This is a genomic window from Bacillus thuringiensis (genome assembly GCF_001455345.1).
Taxonomy (GTDB): Bacteria; Bacillota; Bacilli; order Bacillales; family Bacillaceae_G; genus Bacillus_A; species Bacillus_A thuringiensis_N.
On sequence record NZ_CP013274.1, the window covers coordinates 975,477 to 997,560 of the forward strand.

The window sequence follows — 22,084 nt, forward strand, 5'->3', positions numbered from 1 at the left end:
AGGAGGCATAGTTTCTATGAAAAATGTTAAGTTTTATGGGTTGATTCTAGCATTCATCTTGCTACTGGCAGCTTGTAGTAGTAATTCCTTTGAAGATTATACATCAAAAGCTGATAAGAACATTAAGGATAAAAAATATAGCGAAGCTATAAAGAATTATCAAGAGGCTTTGAAGTTGAAGGATGATAAGAAGATTAAAAGTAAGTTAGAACAAACCGAAAATTTAAAGAAAGCGCAAGATGCTTTTGATAAGCATGAAATCGGGAAAGCTATGAATAATGTTCAAAAGGCAAAATGTGATGAAAATAAAGAATTAACAAAGCAAGCAAATGAATTGCAAGGTGAGATTCAACAAGAATTTTTAGCTACATTTAATAAGTTGAACATGAATGATATTACTGGCGATGTAAAAGAAGCCCGTAAATCTTTAGATGATCTTATGGCTTGGATACAACAATCTGACCTATTAAAATCTCAAAAGGATTTTGTTGATACGTTACCTGAAAAAGAAGCAAGTATCTCTAAACTAGAGGAAAGTAAAAAATAAAGAAAAGAGGTTGCCTAAAAGTAACTATTCAGCGACTTTTGAGACAACCTCTTCTTTTCATTATAGATTTTTAAGAAAGTTTAGAATAAAATAAAAATATGGTCACCTACCTATTATTCACTAATGAAAAGAAAAGGAGGTAGCGAAATGCAACTGAAGTATGGGAAGCACATTAATATATTATCTATTGTTCTAACTTTGTTCTCTTTTTCCGTAATTGTAAGTTTCTCTACCTGGTTGAGTGGATATTCAATTCCCAATCTTTCTACAATGCTTAAGGTAACAATGTTGAGTGCATTTATTCTTGGAATTATAGGGTTTAGACAAGAGAAAAGCGCACTAGCGATTATCATTATGGGAATATGTGCCTTTGCTCTAGTCGTTCTATATACTTATGCGGTTATAAGTTTTCTTGAGCATTAAACACCATGAAAAAGAAACGAACATTTTTGTTCGTTTCTTTTTCATGGTGTTGGATGATTATTATAAAATAGCCTCTTCTAATGATTGAGTGCTGAATCCAAGAATTGATTTTTGAGTGTTATTTTCATGATCTTTTACAATGATATATGGAACGCCCTGTACGTTAAAGGATTCAAACTCTTCTTTTCCTTCTGGGGTATTAGGGGTACCGCCCCATCGCTATCAAGCTAAGATAAATTTGTATCCATATAATCAAAAAAACGCTATTCTTTTTGTAGAAATATACAGAAAGGATGGCGTCTTTGATGAATCCTATCATTTCCAATGAACTGAATCTTTTCGCACAAGAGCTACAATACTTTTTATCTCCAATAGTCCTACAAGATATCGCCAAACAAGTTGGTTTTGTACAGCGATCTAGTAAGTATCAAGCAAACGAACTCATTGCCCTTTGCGTATGGCTCAGTCAAGAAATCGCTAGCACATCGCTTACACAATTGTGCAGTCAGTTAGAAGCCTCAACTGGGGTACTGATGAGCTCAGAAGGATTGAATCAACGCTTTAATCCAGCAGCTGTCGCATTTCTTCGAGAAGTCTTTACTTCTCTTCTCACACAAAAACTCTGTTCAAATCACTCGCTTTCTGCACACATGATCTCTACTTTCAATCGTATCCGTATTTTAGATGCGACAGTGTTTCAACTGCCTGATCATTTCGCCACTAACTATCAAGGTTCAGGCGGGAGTAGTAATACGGCAGGCGTGAAAATCCAATTGGAATATGATTTACTTAGTGGTCAATTTCTTAACGTGCAGCTTGGACCAGGAAAGAATAATGATAAAACATACGGTACCATCTGCCTTGAAACCGTAGAGGCGGGTGATTTGTGTTTACGTGATCTTGGTTACTTCGATTTAGGAGACTTACAAACTATTCATGATAAAGAGGCTTACTATATCTCGCGGTTGAAGCTGAATACACGCATTTATATCAAGAACTCTGAGCCAGAATACTTCAACAACGGCACGTTAAAAAAGCAAACAGAATACATCCAGCTTGATATGGCACAAATGATGTCGGGTCTAATCCCAGGTGAAACGATAGAAATCCCCGAGGCATACATTGGCCAAAATCAGAAGCTTCCAGCACGTGTCATTTTCCATCGTTTAACCGATGATCAAACGCAAACACGCTTGAAAAACCAAGCGATACGTGAAAAGAAAAAAGGCATCGTCATGAAGGAGAAAAGTAAACGTTTAATGGGTATGAATGTATATATCACGAACACGTCTCTAGAAGGAGTACCAACGAACTACGTGCACTCATTGTATTCACTTCGTTGGCAGATTGAAATTTTGTTTAAAACGTGGAAGTCATTTTTTGAAATTGATGAATGTAAAAATATTAAAAGAGAACGCCTAGAGTGCCATTTATATGGACAACTCATCGGCATTCTCCTCTGTTCTTCTACGATGTTTCAGATGCGACAGTTTCTGCTTGAAAAGACAAAGCAGGAGCTGAGTGAATACAAAGCGATTTATATGATTAAAGATTACTTTCCGTTACTGTTTCAAGCGATAGCCGTTGGCACAGAAGAAATTTTAAAGATTCTGCATCGTCTTTATCTGCTGCTCAAAAAGAACTGTCGTAAATGTCATCGGTATAAGAAGATGACCGTCTTTGATATTCTAGGGATTGTGTATAAAACGACGGTGAAGCATAGACAATCTGCCTAGCGAAAAAATCACGTTTTAATAGGCTTCTTTAGCATGCCTACTTTTCTATCAATTGTTAGTTTTGAAACAAGGATCGTTTCTTATCTAGTAATTTACTTGGTTAGCTTGATGGGCATGTGACGGTACCCCATTTATAGGTTATGAGAAAGGGTATTTTTTGCACTATTATCTATTCTTGGATATTATTAATAATATCTATATGAACTTATTTTTTTATTAAAAAGGTTTGGCGGTGTGTAAAATGATTAAAGGGATTAAAAATATTGAAACGAAAGAACCGATAAAAATGTTTCTATTTATTCCCTGTAGTACTCTTTTGTTTGATAGTATTTATCAACATTTTATTCTTAGAAAGGATTTTACACTACAGAAGCTTTTATTTGAACTCGTATTTTTATTTATTTTTATGTCATTTTTTTTATATAGTAAGTGTTTACAAAAAATGAATAAACAAATGTTTACAAAATATATTTTTCTTGGCGTTAGTATTAGTTATCTTTTGGCATACGATCTTATGTTTATACGTAATCCAGGTGCTTCTTTACATATCCCATATTTAGAGTGTTTCTTAGTAATTTCTGCACCTTTATTTTTAAGTATGCATTATCTTCTATCGGTATCTATTTGTATGATATGTAGATTTTTAATTGCTATTTATTATTTTGAAATTAACTATCCAATATCATTAATATTATTGTTTCTAACAATTTTTGTTACGTCATTTTTTGTATTTCTTTCATTAAAATTTTTAGTACAAAAAATTAAAGCATCCTATGAAAAACAAATGAAAGAAACAGCTTTATCGATAATGAGGATAATGGAATTAAAGGATCAATATACGAAAGGACATAGTGAACGTGTAGCCAATTATGCTACTATTCTTGCTAAAGAAACACATGAATATGATGATAATTCTTTAAAACAATTTCATTTTATTTGTTTATTACATGATATAGGGAAAATAGGTATTCCTGATGAAGTTTTAAAGAAAGCATCTTCTCTTACAGAAGAAGAATATAATATTATTAAGACACACCCACAATTAGGATTAGAAGTTTTTAAAAATATATCTTTAATAACAGGTAGTGAAGACATAATTCTTTCTCATCATGAAAGGTGGGATGGAAAGGGCTATCCTCAAAAACTAAAAGGAAATCAAATACCATTATGCGCAAGAATTGTTGCAATAGCAGATGCATTCGATGCAATGACTTCTTCAAGAGCATATCGTTCGGCTCTATCTCCTGAAGAAGCTTATAGACGTATTATAGAAGGATCTGGTACACAATTTGATCCTTCTATAGTAGAAGTTTTCAAAAGGGTATTTCCTTTATGGGAAAAAATGGTCCCCAATTCTTTTCGTTAAAAGCTCATGTCTGAAATCGATTCATATTTGAGGTATGATGAATGCGAAAAATAATAAATCCGGATCCAATCATGATGAAAGTTTGGCATCAGACATGGAATAAGGCATATAAAGAAAAGGTACCTATATATAGGTACCTTTTCTAATAGTTTTTTAGCAGAAACAACTGCATCCGATAATGATTAAGAGAATAAATAATACAACTAATAAAGCAAATCCTCCTGCGAAACCGCAGCCTTCGCCGCAACTACCACCATATCCCATAACAATAGTGCCTCCTTTAGATAAGAGGGGAAAACTAGGGTTCATTCCATGGATTTTAACGGGTTCACTTTACCTTATGTTTTAAAGAATGAATGGAGCAGGTCCTTTTGAAAATAAAGAAAAGACGCCATTAGGCGCCTTCCTTTTAGGTAGATAAGACTTTAGTTTTCCAATCTAAAGAAATTTTGTATCAGTTCTTTGTGAGTATATCATAATATCTAATTGATTTATTATGCATTGTTACATACTTCTCTAAATCCCTCTATTTTTCATTTGATAAAATAAAATCCCAATATTACCAAAAATTAAATAAATATTTCTACATATTCAAGATATTTACATAAATTACAAAGATGATACATTTAAGTTGTAAGCTATAAAAACTATTAAAGGGGGATTTATTATGTTCAAGAAATTAGTAGTGGGAGTATTAGCAACTGGTATTGCATTAACAGGAGGAATTGGAGCGGCTTCAGCTGATACGCAAAAAGCTGTGAGCTCTCCGAAGCAAGCAACATGCTCAATTCCTTATGAGTATTCTAACGGTAAATTCAAAAGAACTCTTTATTACTCAAATGGAGTATATGCTAATAGTTTTAATGAAAATGTTTGTGGCGGGACGATTACGTGGTATTTAAAGCATGTTCAAAATGGAGTTGCTTTTTACGAAGGTAATTTAAAATAGTAGTTTTTTGAACCTCATGTATTGAGGTTCTTTTATTTTTAGTTTTTAAACTGATTCTCCATAAAAAAAGACACTCAAAGGTGCTTTCCTCCGACTCGAACCATCTTAATTTTAATAATATAGTTTTTACGAAATTATGAGTGTTTTTTTATTTTGTATTCCAATAAGTTTATCTGAATCATTTTTAGATCATATTCTTTTTCTATTAGCTCAAATATAAATAATGCTATTTTCATGTTAGTAACAACATCTTCTTGAGTTTACTTTATTCTTTGAATGTATCCGGTTTTTCAACTCTAAATGATTTCACTTCACCACACTCTAAACAAAATGTTGTTAATAGTTTCGAACTTTTCCCACCTGAAAAGAATCTACTAGGTGCATCCTCATAAACATATGCATGATAAGCACTTCCAACTCGCCCTTCTTTAAAATTAGTAGAACCGCAATTATCACATCTTTTATTTTTCATATTACTAACACCTCTTTTGGTTCGTCTTTATTTTGATGTATTGTTACAATAGAAGTAAAGCAACTTGGTTATAAATGATGTTTTCGACATAAGACACTATAGCCCTTTATATATTCACAAGTAAAACAACATAATATCACTATGAATTCCTATAACAATATGAGTTTTTGCATATTTCAAAACTTATTATATCCTTCAAAAAATTTTAATAGTATAATATGTTTTGTCATATTATTTTAGATTTTTCAACAAAACATATTATAAATAGAGAACGTATTGGGAGAAGGAATTATGTACACAAAACTATTAAAATCAATTACATCATTATCACTTATAGGTGGTGCTTTACTATATACAAATGGCAGTGATGTGAGAGCTGCTGAGGCGGGGATTTTTTCTGATGTGCCTACATCGCATTGGTCGTATCCAGCGATTAAAGATTTATCGAGTAAAAATATTATTTCCGGTTATGGAAATGGGAAGTTTGGTTTCGGTGATGTTGCGACGAGAGAACAAGTTGCAGCTTTAATTTATCGTGCGCTGTTACCGAATAAGCAAGGTGGTGCGTTCAGTAATGAAGGTGCTCGTTATGTATTAAAAGATGGGTCTACATTAAACAATCCGTATCGAGATATTCGCGCAGGATCTACATTGTTTCCAGAAGAGGTTTTAACGTTAACGAAGTTAGGGATTTTTAACGGGGATGGAAACGGAGGGTTTAGACCGAAAGATTCTGTTAGCCGTGCAGAAATGGCGCAAATTATTAAAAATGCTTTTCAAGTTTCAGCTAAGCAAAATCATACATTTAATGATGTTCCGAATGGTTTTTGGGCAGAAGGTGCAATTAGTGCGGTGCAGTCAAACGGAATTGCATCTGGTACAGGCGACGGGAAATTTGAACCTGCTAAAACGGTAACGCGTGAACAGTACGCACAGTTTTTATATAATGCTTTGCAATATAAAAAGCCTGCGGTTGCGGTGCAAGATACAGGAGATGCGGCATTATTAGCAGCATTTAAAGATGAAGTGCAAAAGCGTATTAATGCGTATGAAACGAATATTACACTTCCATATAAAACGAAAAATGGTAATCAGGAAGAAGTAATGAATACACTGTTTAACGCATATCAAGAAGTCGCAAGTAAAAATGAGTATACAAATTATAATAGATCGAATGTTTCATATAAAATTTCTGGATCACCTGGAAATTATACGTTTACGCTGAAGATTACATACCGTGAAACGAAAGAACAAACGGAATATGTAATGAAGCAAGCAAAGGCAATTGTTTCTTCTATTACGCAAGTTGGAATGGATGATCACGAAAAAGTGAAAGCGATTCATGATTATGTCGTAAAACATATTTCTTACGATACGTCTTATAAAGCTTACACAGCATATGAAGCACTTGTAAATCGTTCTGCTGTTTGCCAAGGCTACGCACTATTAACCTATCAATTATTAAAAGAAGCGGGAATTGAGAATCATTTTGTAGTAGGAACTGGAGACGGTCAGCCTCATGCATGGAACTTGGTGAAAATCGAAAACAAATGGTATCACCTTGATACAACATTCGATGATCCGGTGCCAGATGAGCAAGGCCGCGTAACATATTCATATTTCAATTTATCAGATGAGCAAATCGCAAGAAATCATGTGTGGAACAGAAGTGATTATCCGCAAGCTACAACAAATTATTATAGTACATTAACAAGTAAAATTGCGGCAGGTGGTACGAAAACCACTGCATATCAGCAAATATTAAAAGATACAAAGTTAAATTATTTAGGAAATGAATACATCGCAAATAACTATAATGAATTCAAAAATAAAATGCAGCAACGTTATAGCACAAAGTCAGAAAAGATTGAAATCCTTTATAAGCAATCAATGGATGGCGCATTGCAAGATGTGAAAAAAGTAATTGGAGAAATCGGTTATCCGCAAGGAGCGAACCGTGTTTCTTATAGAGCCGAGCCGTATAATGCGAAAGAAGGATATTCTTTAGTGACGATTACGTTTACATATTGAGAATGAGAGAAAGCATCTGTTTCAGATGCTTTTTTAAATTGTTGAAAAAGAGATTTAACAAATTATATAATTTATTGTAAACTGCATGAAAACAATGATTGAGAAGATTTGTTATAAAACATATACTTAAATGATTATAAGGACACATAATATGGAGGACTAATATGACAAATAATAAAAATGAGTTATCAGTAGAACAACAAGAAGAATTATTAACAGTATTAAAGGCTCGTTTTGAGAAGAATACGAACCGCCATGAAGATCTTGAATGGGCTAAAGTTGAAGCGAAGTTGGCTGCTAATCCTGAAAAATTGTGGTCACTTAATGAAATGGAAGTAACTGGTGGTGAGCCAGATGTTATTGCTTATGATAAAGAGAAGGATGAGTATACTTTCTGTGATTGTTCAAAGGAGAGCCCTAAAGGCCGCAGAAGTCTTTGTTATGATCGTGAAGCGCTAGAATCAAGAAAAAAACATCAACCAGAAAATACGGTTATTGATGTAGCGAATGCTATGGGTATTGAACTATTAACTGAAGAGCAATATCGAGAGTTGCAAAAACTTGGGAATTTTGACATGAAATCATCAAGTTGGGTACAAACACCTTCAGATATTAGAGAGCTTGGTGGCGCACTCTTCTGTGATTATCGCTTCGGACATGTTTTTGTATACCATAATGGAGCAGATTCTTACTATGCTGCCAGAGGTTTTCGTGGTTCTTTAAGAGTTTAAGTTTTATGTGAATAAGAAAAGTGGTTACATTCAAAGGCTAAGAATAAGCAAGGATAATAAGAAAAACGCTATCTTTTAAAAAGGTAGCGTTTTTCTTATGGCTTATAAAGTTATTTTTGCATTTGACATATACAGTCAAACTGTATAAAATTAAACTATACAGTTTAACTATATAGTTTAGCTATATATTTATCGTTACATTGGAGGTCTTTATGAATAGAGATAAAAATTTACCATTAACGGAAACAACGTATTACGTACTTTTAGCTTTATTAGAGCCAGCACATGGATATTTAATTATGCAAAAGGTGGAGGAACTGAGTAATCATCAAGTGAAAATTGCAGCGGGTACATTGTATGGGGCGGTTGAAAATTTATTAAAACAAGGGTTAATAGAATCGGTAAAAAGTGAAGATAAACGAAGAAAAGTGTATGTCATTACGGAACGTGGGAAAGAAGTATTGCATTTAGACTTTATGAGAATGCAGCACATTATTGAGGTTACAAAAAGTTTATTACACGTATAGTTAGGGGGAAACGATGATGTGGAGATTGAAATTCTTTTTAGACTTTGAGAAAGAGGAAAAATGGTTAGAAGAGATGGCTTGGAAAGGCTATCAACTAGAAAGCACTACATTTGGTTATACATTTAGATATACAGAACCCGAAGATGCGACGATTAGAATAGACCATAGAGTATTTAGTAGAAAAAGTGAATTTATTAATTACTGCACGTTATTTGAAGATAGTGGCTGGGAGCATATAGCTGGTAATCGGTGGTCAGGTACGTACTATTTTAAAAAGATAAATGAAGAAAGTGAAGATGACATTTTCTCAGATCAAATGTCACGAGCGGGGAAGTATAAACGTCTATCTAAAACCTTTTTAGAATTAGCGATCTGTTATTTGCCGATATTATTTCTATTTATGTATAATAACACGATTAATGTAGATGCATTTGTAAATCCGAAAGAACTATACTTGACGCCTGGATTATGGGATAAGCAAGGCGTATCATTTCTATGGTCATTCTTATTTGAAACACCATTTGCATTAATGAGAGGACTGTTTTGGACGTTTATCCCCGTTGCGACATGTATGTTTTTCATTTGCTCGTATAAAGCAAATCGGTTGTATGAGGCGAGAAGATGATAGAAGAAATCTCCTTAAAGCTGACGCTTTGAGGGGATTTTTTGAGTTTGTAAATGGTATCTTTTTAAAATGGGTAAAGGAAAAGGATGCGTATTGGAAACAAGTTATTACGTTTTATATATAGTATCCAATGGGATAATATGCTTAAAATATCCATAATTAACCTGAATTTAATATCTTTATATGTTAATATTGAGTAGGGTGTGTGTAATATTCTTTATGAACACACTATATTAAGGATAAGGGGATTCAATTATGAATTTTAAACAATTAATTTTAGCAGGGACAGTTATTGCATCAACAACACTAACTCCTCTAACAAATGTGCAAGCAGAAAATACAATAGGATTTAAAGATGTTCCTGAAAATCACTGGTCTTATAAAGCAATTATGGATTTAAAAGAGAAAAATATTGTAGCTGGTTATGGAAACGGAATGTTTGGTTTTGGTGATAACATTACACGAGGACAAGTAGCTAGACTAATATATGCTTACTTAAAGCCAGTAGATGAACTTACAACACAAAATCCTTTCACAGATATAGAAGGGCATATGTTTGAAAAAGAAATTTTAGCTCTTAATAAAGCTGGTATTATGAACGGATTTGGTAATGGGAAGTTTGGTCCAGATAATGTTTTAACACGTGAACAATTAGCTGTTGTATTAACAAAGGCATTTAACTTCCAAGCAACATCTACTACCACTTTCAAAGATGTTGATAAAAATTACTGGGCAACAAGTGCTATCAGCGCATTACAAGAAAATAAAATCACGACGGGCACGGGTGATAATAAATTTGAACCGCAAAGTCTCGTGACTCGTGAGCAGTATGCACTATTCTTATACAATGCAATTATTAAATCTGAAAAACCAGAAAAAGAGCCTGAGTCAAAGCCTACTGTTATCCCGCAAGAGTTAGCGACTGATGATGTTTACTATGATAAAGATTATTGGGTGAATGGATCATCTGTATTAAAAAAATCTATCTCTAAGGAAGCACAAAATCTTGTTACTGAAATTAATGCAAAATATAATGTGAATTTAAAGTACAGTGATATAGGAGGTCCATCTTCAGAAGTATTTTTAAAAACTCCTAACTTAAGAGGATTTGCTGATTTCGGTAGCAATTTCTATGTACGTGGTAATAATGAGAATGACTTTTTTGTCATGTTTGTAATCGATAATGCTAAAGATGACAAATCATTAATAGAGTTAGCCAAAAAATGGATTAGCATGATAAATCCGAACTTAGATTTAAGTAAAGAAATTGATACACGATTAGCTTCTAATATAGAAAAAGATGAATATGATGTAGGGGATACACACAAGCTTATGATAGAAAAAAATAATCTTAAAATAGATATAAGCTTAACTTCACAATTTTATAATAGCGATCAAATGTTTATTAAAGTCTATAAATAACAAAGGAGTGAGATGTCACTCCTTTGTTAATTTTTATGTAGGGAATGCCCACAATTTATAAATCACTACATGTATTGTTGTAAATATGTATAATTACATAAAAATTCAGAGGAAAAGAGAGTATACTTTCTTATTGTGTAATAAAGATAAGGCCCGCCTACGGAAATAGGTGGGCCCTTTTTAATGTATAAAGAAAAGGTATATTCTAAGATGTCTTCTTAAAAAAATCCTTCATCATTTTAGCATCTTTAATATTTACTATCACACCTTCTACCTTATCTTTCTTCTCATCTTTAGCAATCGTAATTTGTTCCTTATTATCAACCCACACAAGAAATTCGTCTTTTGCGTCATCTTTATATGTAATGGTAATAGTAGAATGTGCAGATTCTCTCTTTTTTTGATCTAGTGTGATTTGCTTAGGAGTGCCTTTTTGAACTGCTGAAACGATAGATTGTATCATTTCTTCGTTGTCGGTTTGAGATTTTGAAACGTTGTTATTTTTTATGCTAAGTATTTCGATATCTGTAATATTTGCGGAGTTTAATTGAAAGGCATTTTGTTTCTGTTCTTGTTTAGCTTGTGGAGATTTGTCTGTAGCTGAGGTACTGGCACAGCCTATTAAAGTGAAAGATAGAGCGGTTAGAGCGCATATAGATATGATTTTTTTCATAGTATCCCTCCTCATGTTTAATTATAACAATTTTCTGTTAATTTAGGTAGTTATTGTAAGTGGATTTATTCTACTAGTTTTAGGATAGAAAAAAATTACACAATTTTTTTCGGATTTTATGTTTAACATTTCGAAAATGGGTGTACTACATATAATATAACAAATAATTCATTTTAAAGGAGGAAGTTAAAGATGGAAACGAAGTATAGTAAACCTTTTGTATATGAATTTATTACGGAGAAAGAGGTCATGAATGCGGCGAATGATCTCGTGAAGAAAGGGATAGACCAAAAAGATATTTACGTATTAACACACGAGAAAGAAAGGACAGATAGAATCGCAGACAATGCAGACGTGAATACAATTGGTATACAAGAGGAGGGACTTGGGACAAGTATTATTAATGTCTTTCAAAAAACGGGAGATCAGTTAAGAAATAAGATGCAGGAGTTAGGGCTTAATGAAGAAGAAGCGAACTTCTACGAAGAAAAGCTAGATGAAGGGAAAATCTTGTTATTCGTTAAAGATTTAGAAAGAGTCGGTGAATGGTTACACGAAAGAAGATGCATGTATTCTATTTAATTTTGTACCCTTTACATCTATAAATCTATTACGAAAAGGAGATGGGAAATATGAGTAAGAGCGGGCTAAAAGAACAAATTACTGGTAAAGTGGAAAAGAAAAAGGGACAAGTAAAAGAAGGAATTGGTGAAGTCACAGAAGATAGAAAGTTGAAAAATGAAGGGAAGTGGGACAAGACGAAGGGAACGATAAAAGAAAAAGTCGGAAAAGTGAAACAAAAGATAAGTGATGGGTTGGATAATAAAGAATAATACATGTTTATCAAGCTTTGGTTCCATACCAAAGCTTGATAAATACAATATAAAACGAATATAGGAGGGTTAATTGTGGGACTTATTATTACGTGTATTGTAGGTGGACTTATTGGTGCGTTAGCTGGAATGATTACGGGAAAAGACTTTCCTTTAGGTATAGTTGGTAATGTGATTGCCGGATTAATCGGATCTTGGGTAGGTAGTGCGTTATTTGGTCATTGGGGTCCTGAATGGGGAGGCATCTTTATTCTTCCAGCGTTATTAGGTGCAATTGTCTTTATTTTAATCGTTACATTCTTCTCTAGAATGCTTCGGAAAGCGTAAGTATGATAATGAATAGTAATCTTAAGTTTTTTATATATAGCTATAAGGTTAATAGAGTGATAAATATACATAAAAAAGCATCCAATTAAACTAATTTGGATGCTTTTTTTATGTAATGTACATAGGAATGAGCGAGGGATGAAGGCCCCCGCTCATTGAAATTACACTTTCTATTATGTATTAAACCATCGTTACTTTTTTACAATTATTTATTCTTACGACCTGCCTCGGTTCTATATGAGATAAGTCCTCGTTATTGCCTATATCCACTACAATTGTATTCGTTAGTATGTTAATAATGGAACCAACTAATTTTGTAGTATGATCGTGTCGATAAGAAAATTGAACGAAATCTCCCTTTTTAAAGCTGTGCTCTTCCATAGATAAATCCCCCTAAAAATAATGTTTATAGATTATATATACACAAATTTATAAGGTTTAAACATTTGGTATTATTTTTTAAGTGTTAAGCTGAGAAAGGTGTGGAAAATTTACTTATAATAAAAATAAAAAAATATGTTTAAAATTAATTTTTATGGGTAATTAACATAGTAGTAGTTTGAGATAAGGGGGCGGAAATGATGAATTTGGCAATAAATATTTTGCAAAATGATGTAGGTTATACTGTACAACTTAATGGTGAAATTGATGCGTATACGGCATCAGATCTGAAAAATAAGATTATGCCTATTGCAAGCGAAAAAGAGGTTCATATTGTAGTAGATTTTACTAAGGTAGATTATATGGATAGTACAGGTTTAGGCGTTTTTATAGCTTTATTAAAAGCAGTTAAGAAAAATGATGGAAAACTAGAGTTTATTGGTGTATCTAAAAGGTTAAAAAGATTATTTGATATTACAGGGTTAACAGAAATATTAAATTTGAATTCCGATTTTGAAAAAGTAGAAAGAAGGTGACTAGGGATGATGGAGAGATTTGAAAAGATAGAAATGAAAATTCCTGCAAAGGCAGAATATGTGGCTATTATTCGTTTAACAATGGCTGGTGTTGCAAATCGAATGGGCTTTGCTTATGACGATATAGAAGATATGAAAATTGCTATTAGTGAAGCATGCACAAATATTGTACAACATGCATACAAAGAAGATGTTGGAGAAATTGCAATTGTCTTTGGGCTATATGAAAATCGATTAGAAATTATGGTTGCTGATAATGGGGTTAGTTTTGATTTTAATAACTTAAAAAGGAAAGTTGGTCCGTATGATATTAGTAAACCTGTAGAACATTTGCCGGAAAATGGTTTAGGTTTATATTTAATCAATACGTTAATGGATGATATACAAATCATGCATGATGAGGGCATGACAGTTTTAATGACAAAATATATACAAAGAGAGCAGGTGGAGAATGATGGAAATCCAATCTCAACCTACGAATCTTACTAAAGAAGACGTTATTAAACTAATTGCAGAATTTCAACAAAACCAATGTGGTGAAGCGCAGGAAAGGTTAGTTGATCATTATAAAAATCTCGTATATTCCATTGCATATCGCTATTCAAAAGGCGGGCCAATGCATGAGGATATTATACAAGTAGGAATGTTAGGACTCTTAGGCGCAATAAGAAGGTATGATTATTCGATAGGGAATGCTTTTGAGCCGTTTGCAATACCTACGATAGTAGGGGAAATAAAGAAGTATTTACGTGATAAAACATGGGGCATTCACGTTCCAAGGCGAATTAAAGATTTAGGCGGAAAAATTAAACTCGCGATAGAGGAGCTAACAGATCATTTGCAGCGTTCACCAAAGATTATAGAGATTGCGGATCATTTAGGACTATCCGAAGAGGAAGTGCTAGAAATTATGGATGCGAAAAATAATTATCGAGTATCTTCCTTAGATGATGTAGTTGAAAATGCATCTGATGGCAGTTCGGTAGCGAGAATTGAATCTGTAGGTGAAGTAGAGCAAGGATATGAAGAGACAGAAAGGCGTCTCGTTTTAAAGGATATTTTTAACGTATTAAATGAAACGGAAAAGAGTGTTATTCATTATATATTTGAAGAAAATTTAAATCAAAAAGATACAGGGGAACGGTTAGGTATTTCACAAATGCACGTTTCTCGTATTAAAAGACAAGCGATAAGTAAGTTGAAACAAGCCGCATTTTTAGATACATAAAAAATTTAAATAATGATGTTTAAAACATGAGAAAAGGGGTACTTATTAAGTATAGGAGGAGATACAAAAATGTCACACGATGTGAAAGAACTAATCGAAGGATTGAATGAAGATTTAGCAGGAGAATACTCGGCAATTATTATGTATAACCATAATGCAGCTACAGTTTCTGGTATATATAGACAAGTATTAAAGCCTTTCTTTGAATCTGAAATTAGTGATGAACAAGGACATGCCCTATATTTAGCAGAGAAAATTAAGACGCTAGGTGGTACACCTACTACAATCCCTTTACGAGTGAAACAAGTAGAAGATGTTAGAGAAATGTTAGAATACGCTAGACAATCAGAATATGAAACAATTAAGCGTTATGAAACGAGAAAAGAACAGGCAGCGAAATTAAATATGACAGAGTTAGTTGTAAAGTTAGAAGATATGATCGCAGATGAAACAAATCATATGGAAGAATTGGATCGTCTTTTAAATGACAAAGCAATGGTGCTAAATTAAAAGTGGAAACTTATAGAGTGAAAGAACAAACTCTCATTTCTGGGGGTTTGTTCTTTTGCTATATAAAAAATATGTTTGAGTACGAAATTTTCATTTTGTAACTGAGTATGCAATACTAGAAAAATAGAAAATGATAATAGATTTACATTTTAAATAAGAAAAGGGGAAATAACTTGTGTCCATTTTAATTGTCGATGATAATCCGGTTAACATCTTTGTAATTGAAAAAATTTTGAAACAAGCCGGATATCAGGATCTTGTATCGCTGAATTCTGCACAAGAGCTTTTCGAATACATCCATTTTGGAGAAGATTCTTCCAGGCATAAAGAAATAGATTTAATACTATTAGATATTATGATGCCTGAAATTGATGGACTTGAAGTTTGTAGGCGATTACAAAAAGAGGAGAAGTTTAAAGATATTCCTATTATTTTTGTTACAGCTTTAGAGGATGCAAATAAATTGGCCGAAGCTCTTGATATGGGGGCAATGGATTATATTACGAAACCTATAAATAAAGTTGAACTATTAGCACGTATGCGTGTAGCATTACGCTTGAAATCGGAATTAAATTGGCATAAAGAACAAGAAAAAAATCTGCGGAATGAACTAGATTTAGCTACGCAAGTACAAAGAAACTTATTAAGTAGCCCATTAAGAGAAGATCATATAAAAATTGAAGCAAGTTACTTACCTTCATTTAAACTAGCTGGAGATATGTATTATTGGTATAAAATCGATGAAAATCGCTACGGTATTATATTACTAGATGTGATGGGACATGGTGTATCTGCTTCATTAGTTTGTATGTTTATTTCGTCTGTATTACGTGAAACAATTAAATGTTTAATTGATCCAGAACTCGTTATTAAAGAATTAAATAAATATATGACCCTTTTACATAATGAAAATGATAATATTCCATATTATTTTACAGCGATATACTTAGTAGTTAATACAGAAAATAGAACAATTGAATATGTAAATGCAGGGCATCCTTCTGGATATGTTTTAGTTGATGAAACAAATGTAGTTGAACTAGATCGCGGGAGTTGTGCGGTAGGATTTTTTGATGAAATAAAAGTTAAAAAGACAGTTATACCTTTTGAGAAGAACGCTCAAATATTATTGTTTACAGATGGTGTTCTTGAAGCAATTGCAAATGATGAATTTGAGTCTGAAGAGAAATTACGTACTTTTACAGAAAGAAAATGGGGAGATTTAGAAGGCGAGATAGAAGGGTTTTACAAGGAAGAACAAAAGAAAGCGCAATCAGATGATATGTGTCTCATTATGATACAAACGAATGCGAAATAAAAAGCGTATGAAATCCAAACAGAGGATTTCATACGCTTTTTATTGTATTTTTTGATAAATTTGTTCACTAGGATTAAATTGGGTATAATGCGGCATTATATTTGAAAAACGAAGAGTTTCTTTATTTCCTAAACATAGAAATCCATTGTGACCTAAACTTTCATAAAATAGTTGCTGTACTTGGTTTTGAAGTTTACTTGTAAAGTAAATTAAAACGTTACGGCAAAGTATAATGTGAAATTCGTTAAAAGATTGATCGGTTACTAAATTATGTTGTGCAAAAATAATGTTTTGCAACAATGACGGATTAAAATAAGCAAAACGATTATCTGTTGAATAATAGTTAGAAAATGCTTGTGTACCGCCAGCTTGTAAATAGTTTTTCGTATAAGTTTGCATTTTATTTAACGGAAGAATGCCTTGTTTTGCTTTTTCTAACACATTTGTATTCATATCTGTTGCGTAAATAACCGACTTTTCACTTAATCCTTCTTCGTGAAGTAAGATGGACATTGATAATACTTCTTCACCAGTTGCGCATCCAGCATGCCAAATTCTAATTTCAGGATGCTTTCTTAATTCAGGAATAACATGCTCTCTTAGCGCCTTAAAAAAGATAGGGTTACGGAACATCTCAGTTACATTAATCGAGAAATCGTTTAATAACTGTTCTAAAAACCCTTCCTCATGAATTACCTTTTCAATTAATTTTGAAATGGTAGGGATATTAGAGAGCTGCATTCTATTGCAAATTCTTCTATAAATAGAAGTGCGAGCATATTGGCGAAAATCAAATCCTGATAGTTTAAATACCGCTTCTAATAGTAAGTCAATTTCTAAGTTCGTACGCTTATCCGTATCTACTGATGGATCAAAATTATAATACTTATTTTCCACTGAAACTAAACCTCACTTATTTTATTAACCATACACTCATTACCGAATAGAGTTGATGTAAATTTAATGGTTTACTTATATAATCTGAAGCGCCAGCAGATAAACATTTTTCTTTATCATTTGGCATTGCTTTAGCAGTTAATGCGATAATAGGTATTTCATGTAACCCTAAATTCATTCGGATATGTTCCATCGTTTCATAACCGTCCATATTTGGCATCATAATATCCATTAAAATAAGGTCGATATTTGTATTGCTTTTTAGTACTTCTAAACACTCTATGCCGTTTTGGGCAGTAATAATGTTGGCATGTTGTTTTTTTAATGCATTTTGTAACGCAAATATATTTCGATGATCATCATCGACAATTAAAATGGTTTTCTCTTGGAAGACGTTACTTGTTTCTGGAATCACTATAGTTTCCTCAACAACTTCAGCAGGAATAACTTCATCTACTGTTGCTGCGACTTCTAAATTGGATACTTGTATATCATGTAATCCATTTGGAAGGTTAGGGATATACACGGTGAAAGTACTGCCTTCTCCTACATGACTCTCCAACGTAATCCAACCACCTAACAATCTAGCAAACTCTTTACAAATAGATAACCCTAGGCCTGTACCACCATATTTCCGAATCGTTGCGCCATCTGCCTGTTGAAAGGCTTCGAAAATAAGTTGATGCTGTTCTTTAGCAATACCGATACCAGTATCTTTTACTGAAATTGTAATCCAGTCTTTACTTACAGACTGCATATCATGACTTACATTACTTGTTTCTATTGAATCGAAATGTAAAGAGACAGATCCTTTTTCCGTGAATTTAAATGCATTGGATAATAAGTTTTTAATAATTTGTTCAATCCGTTTTGCATCTGTGTAAAACAAATCAGGAATCGTATCACTGTCTTCAACAGTAAATTCAACATTTTTTTGTGCAGCGATATGTAAGAAGTTTTGGTGCATACTTGCCGCCATATCACTTATGTTCGTTGCTTCGAAAATGACGTCTAGTTTTCCGGCTTCTACTTTAGATAAATCTAGTATGTCATTAATTAAAGTAAGTAAATCTTTCCCTGATGAATGAATGACGGTTGCTAATTCAATTTCATCATCGGATAAATGATTATCATGATTTTCTCTTAACATTTCAGATAATAGTAAAATACTATTTAATGGTGTACGTAATTCATGTGACATATTTGCTAGGAACTCTGATTTGTATTTTGAGCTACGTAACAACTCGCTTGCTTTTTCTTCTAATTCTAATTTAGTAATTTGTAAGTCAGCTGTCTTTTGCTCAGCCTCTTCAGTTCTAGACTCTAACTGTTCATTCGTTGTTCTTAATTCCTCGGCTTGCATTTGCAGTTCTTCCGCTTGCGTTTGTAATTCTTCTGATTGAACTTGTAACTCTTCTGTCATTGCTTGTGATTCATGTAAAAGAGTTTGAATTCGCATACGTCCCATAATACTATGGATTGTTAAACCTAGATTATCAACAGTTTGTTGAATGAAATCTTGATGTAAGTCTGAAATCTCAGTTACACTTACTAACTCCATTACTGCGATCACTTCATCCTCAAATAAGATAGGGATGACTAGTAGATTTTTAGGACGTATTTCTAATACTCCACTAGTGACATAACGAAACTCTTCGGGTATGTCACTGAGAATAAAAATTTTCTTTTCTAAGGCAGACTGTCCAATGAAACCTTCACCCATTTTAATGGATTGTTTTCCAATGTCAGCACCTTGATCGGCGAAAGAAGCTTTCTTCACATAGTAGATAGTGTCCTCAATTTCTTCACGTACATAAAATGCACCGCAAGAAGTTTGCGTTTTTTGTATAATGCCACTCAAAATTTTGTTACCTAACATCTCAATAGAAGATACACCTTGATACATTAAAATTAATTCTGCAAGCTCGGTTTGTAACCACTCTCTTTTCGATATTTCGTCCAGTAGGTGGTTCGTTGTATGAGCAAGTTCTTTTATTTCATCCCGCGTGTTTACATGAATTCTTTCCGTGATTTTTTCTTTAGAAGAAATAGATTTAATAGCTTGAATTACATTTTGAATCGTTTTTGTAATGGAATTAGAAATATAGAGTGAAACGATAATGGAAATACAAGAAAGTAAGAATAATAAACTGTATAACCAAATCTCTAATTTATTATTTTCAGTATCTAAGTGTGCAGCTCTTTTTTTCGTTAATTGCTCCTCAGTGCTGCGGAAGTTAGTTACCTGCGATTGTAATGATTGAATTTGAGTCGTATCGATTGCTTGTACGTTATTATTATTGCTATTCGTAATGAGTGGATGAATCTCTTTATTAATCCAACTAGTAATGTTTTCGTTAATTTGTTTTAATTTTTCTTGCTGAGAAGGATTATCCTCTAATAGAGCAAAAAGATCTTGATAATGTTTTGCATAATCCTTTTCCGCGGCGTTAAGGGATTGAACGTAATTTGCATCATTAGAAGTGATAAATCCTTTCGCTTTATTTTCAATTGTTAGCAATTCTTTCTCCACTTGATTCGTTAAATTAAGAACTTTAAAATCGTGATCAATAATAAAATTACGAGATTTTTGTAAACTGGAAATCTCATTGTTTAGCATAATGAAAGAAATAAGTAAGAACAAAATGATAACTAAATAACCAGCCATAATTTTGTAGCGAATACTAAATTTTGCTTTCGAGTTCATTAAAAATTCCTACCTTCAAGGTTATTAAAAGTTTTCAATTGTAAAGAATAAAAAACGTAATATATATTATATCAGTTTTCGTAAGGCCAAACTAGAAATCCCCCTATTGTATTAGGGGGCTCGTTTTTCATAGAGGAAATCATTTTGAAATATAAAACTATATATGAAAAGTAACAATCGAGGGAATAGGGGATCATAAAACTTTTAAGAAGGAAAGAGTGTTCTTAAAGCTCTTTTTGCATCTATTCCTTCAAAGATAAATAATACAAGCTCTCTCTTTTTTACAGTAAGGAAAAATGATACTAATGTGCTTAAGTTTTTAATAGAAGTAAGTGTTCCGTGTTTACTTATAAATACATTCGTTTGAAATGTTGTCATTAAAGCGTAAAAATGATGAATCTGCGTTATTGTAGGTGTTTCATTATAAAGAATAGTAGTAGAGTGAATGGCATTCATCGTAATATTCCTTTCCATATAATAAGCATAACAATATAAACATACCCGTTTTAAGAAATGTTAAACATATAAATAAGAAAAAATATAATTATAGTTTTTTACGTTTAGAAAGAGTTAGGAAGGGTATACATATACTACAAAGAGATTGACTGAAGATGAATTGTAAGATTTCTAGTCTATAAAAATATACTTTTACTTTTAATAAAAAGGAGTCTGGTATACATGAATGAAATGATGATTGATATTACATTTGATTTAATTTACTTGTTAAGTAGTTCGCTTGTAATGCTTTTACTATTTGCTTTTTTCGTAAATGGCTATGTTAATAAGAAGATTAGTGTATACAGAAATGAAGAAAGATAAAGATACATGATATAAAACTTTAGGAGGTTACTAGTTATGGATGTAGATAGAAAAATAGTAGGTATTTTTAGAACAATTGATGATGCGGCGTTCGTTATTAATGAATTAAAAGATAAAGGATACTCAGGTGATAACATTTCAGCTATTGCAAAGGATCAAAAGGAAATTGAACATCTGGAAGAAAAATCGGGTGAAAAAGTGAATCATGAAACTGCACATAAAGCGGATATCTTTTCAGCGACAGGGCTTGTAGCAGGAGGAGTAGCAGGTGGACTTGGTGGTTTATTAACAGGTCTTGGTATACTTGCCGTTTCTGGAATGGGTCCAATCGTAGCAGCAGGTCCTATCGCAGCAGCTATTGGTGGAGCTGGTATTGGCGGAGGAGCTGGAAGTTTAATAGGAGCATTTATCGGCTTAGGAATCCCAGAAGAACATGCTAAGAAGTATGAAGAATACATTTATGATGGAAATATATTAATTTTAGTAGATGCAAAATTAGATGATAAGTTAGAAATCTATCAAATATTTGATAAGCATAATGCTTATAACTCTGATTTCTTTAAATAATAGGTACGTCACATATTAAACATAGTGAATATCGTTTTTTTGATCTTACAAATTTGGCGCGACCGAGGAGTCGTATGATTATAAGAGAGGAAGGGCTTATAGTAAAAGATCAAGTTCTATTACGTTACCCGGCTATTTGTGGGCAGTAAGCCCCCACTGATTAAAGTTTCACTTTATTGAAAAGGAAAGAGGTGTCTTTTCGTGATTGTAAAAATAGTAAAGGATAGTAGTAATAGTTTCCTTTGTACAGTTCAAAACAAAAATGGAGAGAAGTATGTGAAGAAATGGTTTCGTAAACAGAAAAACAAGGAAGAATTAGGGCGACCAACTTTTAAAGAAGTAGAAAAGGACTGGAAAGAAAATAGAGAATCTTTTATGTATCCCAATATTAAAGCGCTTTATTAAAATTAAACATAATGCGCGTTTTATTCTTACAAAACTGTCACATTCCTGTAAGGT

At 32.7% G+C, this 22,084-nt stretch carries 28 protein-coding genes; 21 read left to right on the forward strand and 7 right to left on the reverse strand.

All coding sequences use genetic code 11. From position 1 onward, the window contains the following. The first annotated feature begins 16 nt into the window (after positions 1-16). The 4 genes from ATN06_RS29360 (at position 17) to ATN06_RS05165 (ending at position 4,072) form a co-directional block, all read left to right on the forward strand. Positions 17-547: a hypothetical protein gene (locus ATN06_RS29360; protein WP_234415823.1), complete on the forward strand. Its 531-nt coding sequence runs from the start codon at positions 17-19 to the stop codon at positions 545-547. Positions 548-694: 147 nt separating this feature from the next. Further along, positions 695-970 carry a hypothetical protein gene (locus ATN06_RS05155; RefSeq protein WP_001176332.1) on the forward strand — a complete coding sequence of 92 codons (276 nt, stop codon included), beginning with the start codon at positions 695-697 and terminating at the stop codon, positions 968-970. A 305-nt stretch (positions 971-1,275) separates the two neighbouring features. Further along, a complete protein-coding gene (locus ATN06_RS05160) occupies positions 1,276-2,706 on the forward strand; it encodes an IS4 family transposase (protein WP_060629795.1) in 1,431 nt (476 codons plus the stop codon). 241 nt (positions 2,707-2,947) lie between these two features. Further along, complete coding sequence (locus ATN06_RS05165; RefSeq protein WP_060629796.1) at positions 2,948-4,072, forward strand: HD-GYP domain-containing protein; 1,125 nt, start codon at positions 2,948-2,950, stop codon at positions 4,070-4,072. Positions 4,073-4,225: 153 nt separating this feature from the next. Here the strand turns inward: ATN06_RS05165 and ATN06_RS28045 are convergent, their stop codons facing one another. Then, positions 4,226-4,336 (reverse strand): YjcZ family sporulation protein, encoded by a 111-nt coding sequence (locus tag ATN06_RS28045; protein ID WP_000540371.1) that lies wholly within the window; start codon positions 4,334-4,336, stop codon positions 4,226-4,228. A gap of 403 nt (positions 4,337-4,739) precedes the next feature. Between ATN06_RS28045 and ATN06_RS05170 the strand changes: the two genes are divergently transcribed. Then, complete coding sequence (locus ATN06_RS05170; protein ID WP_060629797.1) at positions 4,740-5,021, forward strand: LCI fold-containing protein; 282 nt, start codon at positions 4,740-4,742, stop codon at positions 5,019-5,021. Between the two features lie 265 nt (positions 5,022-5,286). Here ATN06_RS05170 and ATN06_RS05175 read toward each other — a convergent pair whose 3' ends face one another. Next, a complete protein-coding gene (locus ATN06_RS05175) occupies positions 5,287-5,493 on the reverse strand; it encodes a hypothetical protein (protein WP_060629798.1) in 207 nt (68 codons plus the stop codon). Positions 5,494-5,784: 291 nt separating this feature from the next. Between ATN06_RS05175 and ATN06_RS05180 the strand changes: the two genes are divergently transcribed. The 5 genes from ATN06_RS05180 to ATN06_RS05200 all read left to right on the forward strand — a co-directional run bounded on the left by ATN06_RS05180 (position 5,785) and on the right by ATN06_RS05200 (position 10,829). After that, positions 5,785-7,524, forward strand: a complete 1,740-nt coding sequence (locus ATN06_RS05180; protein WP_060629799.1) for an S-layer homology domain-containing protein — start codon at positions 5,785-5,787, stop codon at positions 7,522-7,524. Between the two features lie 164 nt (positions 7,525-7,688). After that, entirely contained in the window at positions 7,689-8,255 is a 567-nt protein-coding gene (locus tag ATN06_RS05185; protein WP_060629800.1) for a DUF4256 domain-containing protein, read from the forward strand. 212 nt (positions 8,256-8,467) lie between these two features. Beyond that, positions 8,468-8,782: a PadR family transcriptional regulator gene (locus tag ATN06_RS05190; RefSeq protein ID WP_001078066.1), complete on the forward strand. Its 315-nt coding sequence runs from the start codon at positions 8,468-8,470 to the stop codon at positions 8,780-8,782. A gap of 13 nt (positions 8,783-8,795) precedes the next feature. Then, positions 8,796-9,407: a DUF2812 domain-containing protein gene (locus ATN06_RS05195; protein ID WP_060629801.1), complete on the forward strand. Its 612-nt coding sequence runs from the start codon at positions 8,796-8,798 to the stop codon at positions 9,405-9,407. A 255-nt stretch (positions 9,408-9,662) separates the two neighbouring features. Then, complete coding sequence (locus ATN06_RS05200; RefSeq protein ID WP_060629802.1) at positions 9,663-10,829, forward strand: S-layer homology domain-containing protein; 1,167 nt, start codon at positions 9,663-9,665, stop codon at positions 10,827-10,829. A gap of 205 nt (positions 10,830-11,034) precedes the next feature. Here ATN06_RS05200 and ATN06_RS05205 read toward each other — a convergent pair whose 3' ends face one another. Continuing rightward, entirely contained in the window at positions 11,035-11,502 is a 468-nt protein-coding gene (locus tag ATN06_RS05205; protein ID WP_060629803.1) for an LptM family lipoprotein, read from the reverse strand. Between the two features lie 192 nt (positions 11,503-11,694). On the opposite strand from ATN06_RS05205, the gene ATN06_RS05210 reads away from it, so the two are divergent. The 3 genes from ATN06_RS05210 (at position 11,695) to ATN06_RS05220 (ending at position 12,662) form a co-directional block, all read left to right on the forward strand. Beyond that, positions 11,695-12,084 (forward strand): YflT domain-containing protein, encoded by a 390-nt coding sequence (locus ATN06_RS05210; RefSeq protein ID WP_060629804.1) that lies wholly within the window; start codon positions 11,695-11,697, stop codon positions 12,082-12,084. Between the two features lie 50 nt (positions 12,085-12,134). Then, complete coding sequence (locus ATN06_RS05215; protein ID WP_060629805.1) at positions 12,135-12,335, forward strand: CsbD family protein; 201 nt, start codon at positions 12,135-12,137, stop codon at positions 12,333-12,335. Positions 12,336-12,410: 75 nt separating this feature from the next. After that, on the forward strand, positions 12,411-12,662 hold the full coding sequence (locus tag ATN06_RS05220) for a GlsB/YeaQ/YmgE family stress response membrane protein (RefSeq protein ID WP_000522902.1): 252 nt from the start codon (positions 12,411-12,413) through the stop codon (positions 12,660-12,662). Between the two features lie 180 nt (positions 12,663-12,842). On the opposite strand, the gene ATN06_RS05225 is transcribed toward ATN06_RS05220, so the two are convergent. Continuing rightward, a complete protein-coding gene (locus ATN06_RS05225) occupies positions 12,843-13,043 on the reverse strand; it encodes a hypothetical protein (protein ID WP_060629806.1) in 201 nt (66 codons plus the stop codon). Positions 13,044-13,240: 197 nt separating this feature from the next. On the opposite strand from ATN06_RS05225, the gene rsbV reads away from it, so the two are divergent. The 5 genes from rsbV to ATN06_RS05250 all read left to right on the forward strand — a co-directional run bounded on the left by rsbV (position 13,241) and on the right by ATN06_RS05250 (position 16,635). Further along, complete coding sequence (rsbV, locus tag ATN06_RS05230) at positions 13,241-13,579, forward strand: anti sigma b factor antagonist RsbV (protein WP_060629807.1); 339 nt, start codon at positions 13,241-13,243, stop codon at positions 13,577-13,579. 6 nt (positions 13,580-13,585) lie between these two features. Further along, positions 13,586-14,068, forward strand: coding sequence for an anti-sigma B factor RsbW (rsbW, locus tag ATN06_RS05235; RefSeq protein ID WP_000970576.1), 483 nt, complete (start codon positions 13,586-13,588; stop codon positions 14,066-14,068). Beyond that, positions 14,031-14,807 carry an RNA polymerase sigma factor SigB gene (gene sigB / locus ATN06_RS05240; protein ID WP_002157437.1) on the forward strand — a complete coding sequence of 259 codons (777 nt, stop codon included), beginning with the start codon at positions 14,031-14,033 and terminating at the stop codon, positions 14,805-14,807. The genes rsbW and sigB overlap by 38 nt, the downstream gene beginning before the upstream one ends. A gap of 69 nt (positions 14,808-14,876) precedes the next feature. Beyond that, entirely contained in the window at positions 14,877-15,317 is a 441-nt protein-coding gene (locus ATN06_RS05245; protein WP_060629808.1) for a ferritin-like domain-containing protein, read from the forward strand. Between the two features lie 175 nt (positions 15,318-15,492). Beyond that, positions 15,493-16,635 (forward strand): fused response regulator/phosphatase, encoded by a 1,143-nt coding sequence (locus ATN06_RS05250; RefSeq protein WP_060629809.1) that lies wholly within the window; start codon positions 15,493-15,495, stop codon positions 16,633-16,635. Between the two features lie 39 nt (positions 16,636-16,674). Here ATN06_RS05250 and ATN06_RS05255 read toward each other — a convergent pair whose 3' ends face one another. From ATN06_RS05255 to ATN06_RS05265, 3 genes are all read right to left on the reverse strand, one after another. Continuing rightward, a complete protein-coding gene (locus tag ATN06_RS05255) occupies positions 16,675-17,532 on the reverse strand; it encodes a CheR family methyltransferase (protein ID WP_060629810.1) in 858 nt (285 codons plus the stop codon). Positions 17,533-17,548: 16 nt separating this feature from the next. Next, positions 17,549-20,239, reverse strand: coding sequence for an ATP-binding protein (locus ATN06_RS05260; protein ID WP_060629811.1), 2,691 nt, complete (start codon positions 20,237-20,239; stop codon positions 17,549-17,551). 204 nt (positions 20,240-20,443) lie between these two features. Further along, positions 20,444-20,695: a hypothetical protein gene (locus tag ATN06_RS05265; protein ID WP_029437724.1), complete on the reverse strand. Its 252-nt coding sequence runs from the start codon at positions 20,693-20,695 to the stop codon at positions 20,444-20,446. A 222-nt stretch (positions 20,696-20,917) separates the two neighbouring features. On the opposite strand from ATN06_RS05265, the gene ATN06_RS05270 reads away from it, so the two are divergent. From ATN06_RS05270 to ATN06_RS05280, 3 genes are all read left to right on the forward strand, one after another. Continuing rightward, positions 20,918-21,058 (forward strand): hypothetical protein, encoded by a 141-nt coding sequence (locus ATN06_RS05270; protein ID WP_016089038.1) that lies wholly within the window; start codon positions 20,918-20,920, stop codon positions 21,056-21,058. A 36-nt stretch (positions 21,059-21,094) separates the two neighbouring features. After that, positions 21,095-21,625 (forward strand): general stress protein, encoded by a 531-nt coding sequence (locus ATN06_RS05275; RefSeq protein WP_060629812.1) that lies wholly within the window; start codon positions 21,095-21,097, stop codon positions 21,623-21,625. 201 nt (positions 21,626-21,826) lie between these two features. Further along, a complete protein-coding gene (locus ATN06_RS05280; RefSeq protein WP_060629813.1) occupies positions 21,827-22,030 on the forward strand; it encodes a DUF4028 family protein in 204 nt (67 codons plus the stop codon). Positions 22,031-22,084: the final 54 nt, after the last annotated feature.

Excerpts from the sequence above, each read along its gene's own strand:
- ATN06_RS29360 (WP_234415823.1), top strand. The coding sequence starts at position 17 with ATGAAAAATGTTAAGTTTTATGGGTTGATTCTAGCATTCATCTTGCTA.
- ATN06_RS05155 (WP_001176332.1), top strand. The coding sequence starts at position 695 with ATGCAACTGAAGTATGGGAAGCACATTAATATATTATCTATTGTTCTA.
- ATN06_RS05160 (WP_060629795.1), top strand. The coding sequence starts at position 1,276 with ATGAATCCTATCATTTCCAATGAACTGAATCTTTTCGCACAAGAGCTA.
- ATN06_RS05165 (WP_060629796.1), top strand. The coding sequence starts at position 2,948 with ATGATTAAAGGGATTAAAAATATTGAAACGAAAGAACCGATAAAAATG.
- ATN06_RS28045 (WP_000540371.1), bottom strand. The coding sequence starts at position 4,336 with ATGGGATATGGTGGTAGTTGCGGCGAAGGCTGCGGTTTCGCAGGAGGA.
- ATN06_RS05170 (WP_060629797.1), top strand. The coding sequence starts at position 4,740 with ATGTTCAAGAAATTAGTAGTGGGAGTATTAGCAACTGGTATTGCATTA.
- ATN06_RS05175 (WP_060629798.1), bottom strand. The coding sequence starts at position 5,493 with ATGAAAAATAAAAGATGTGATAATTGCGGTTCTACTAATTTTAAAGAA.
- ATN06_RS05180 (WP_060629799.1), top strand. The coding sequence starts at position 5,785 with ATGTACACAAAACTATTAAAATCAATTACATCATTATCACTTATAGGT.
- ATN06_RS05185 (WP_060629800.1), top strand. The coding sequence starts at position 7,689 with ATGACAAATAATAAAAATGAGTTATCAGTAGAACAACAAGAAGAATTA.
- ATN06_RS05190 (WP_001078066.1), top strand. The coding sequence starts at position 8,468 with ATGAATAGAGATAAAAATTTACCATTAACGGAAACAACGTATTACGTA.
- ATN06_RS05195 (WP_060629801.1), top strand. The coding sequence starts at position 8,796 with ATGATGTGGAGATTGAAATTCTTTTTAGACTTTGAGAAAGAGGAAAAA.
- ATN06_RS05200 (WP_060629802.1), top strand. The coding sequence starts at position 9,663 with ATGAATTTTAAACAATTAATTTTAGCAGGGACAGTTATTGCATCAACA.
- ATN06_RS05205 (WP_060629803.1), bottom strand. The coding sequence starts at position 11,502 with ATGAAAAAAATCATATCTATATGCGCTCTAACCGCTCTATCTTTCACT.
- ATN06_RS05210 (WP_060629804.1), top strand. The coding sequence starts at position 11,695 with ATGGAAACGAAGTATAGTAAACCTTTTGTATATGAATTTATTACGGAG.
- ATN06_RS05215 (WP_060629805.1), top strand. The coding sequence starts at position 12,135 with ATGAGTAAGAGCGGGCTAAAAGAACAAATTACTGGTAAAGTGGAAAAG.
- ATN06_RS05225 (WP_060629806.1), bottom strand. The coding sequence starts at position 13,043 with ATGGAAGAGCACAGCTTTAAAAAGGGAGATTTCGTTCAATTTTCTTAT.
- rsbV (WP_060629807.1), top strand. The coding sequence starts at position 13,241 with ATGATGAATTTGGCAATAAATATTTTGCAAAATGATGTAGGTTATACT.
- rsbW (WP_000970576.1), top strand. The coding sequence starts at position 13,586 with ATGATGGAGAGATTTGAAAAGATAGAAATGAAAATTCCTGCAAAGGCA.
- sigB (WP_002157437.1), top strand. The coding sequence starts at position 14,031 with ATGATGGAAATCCAATCTCAACCTACGAATCTTACTAAAGAAGACGTT.
- ATN06_RS05245 (WP_060629808.1), top strand. The coding sequence starts at position 14,877 with ATGTCACACGATGTGAAAGAACTAATCGAAGGATTGAATGAAGATTTA.
- ATN06_RS05260 (WP_060629811.1), bottom strand. The coding sequence starts at position 20,239 with ATGAACTCGAAAGCAAAATTTAGTATTCGCTACAAAATTATGGCTGGT.
- ATN06_RS05265 (WP_029437724.1), bottom strand. The coding sequence starts at position 20,695 with ATGAATGCCATTCACTCTACTACTATTCTTTATAATGAAACACCTACA.
- ATN06_RS05270 (WP_016089038.1), top strand. The coding sequence starts at position 20,918 with ATGAATGAAATGATGATTGATATTACATTTGATTTAATTTACTTGTTA.
- ATN06_RS05275 (WP_060629812.1), top strand. The coding sequence starts at position 21,095 with ATGGATGTAGATAGAAAAATAGTAGGTATTTTTAGAACAATTGATGAT.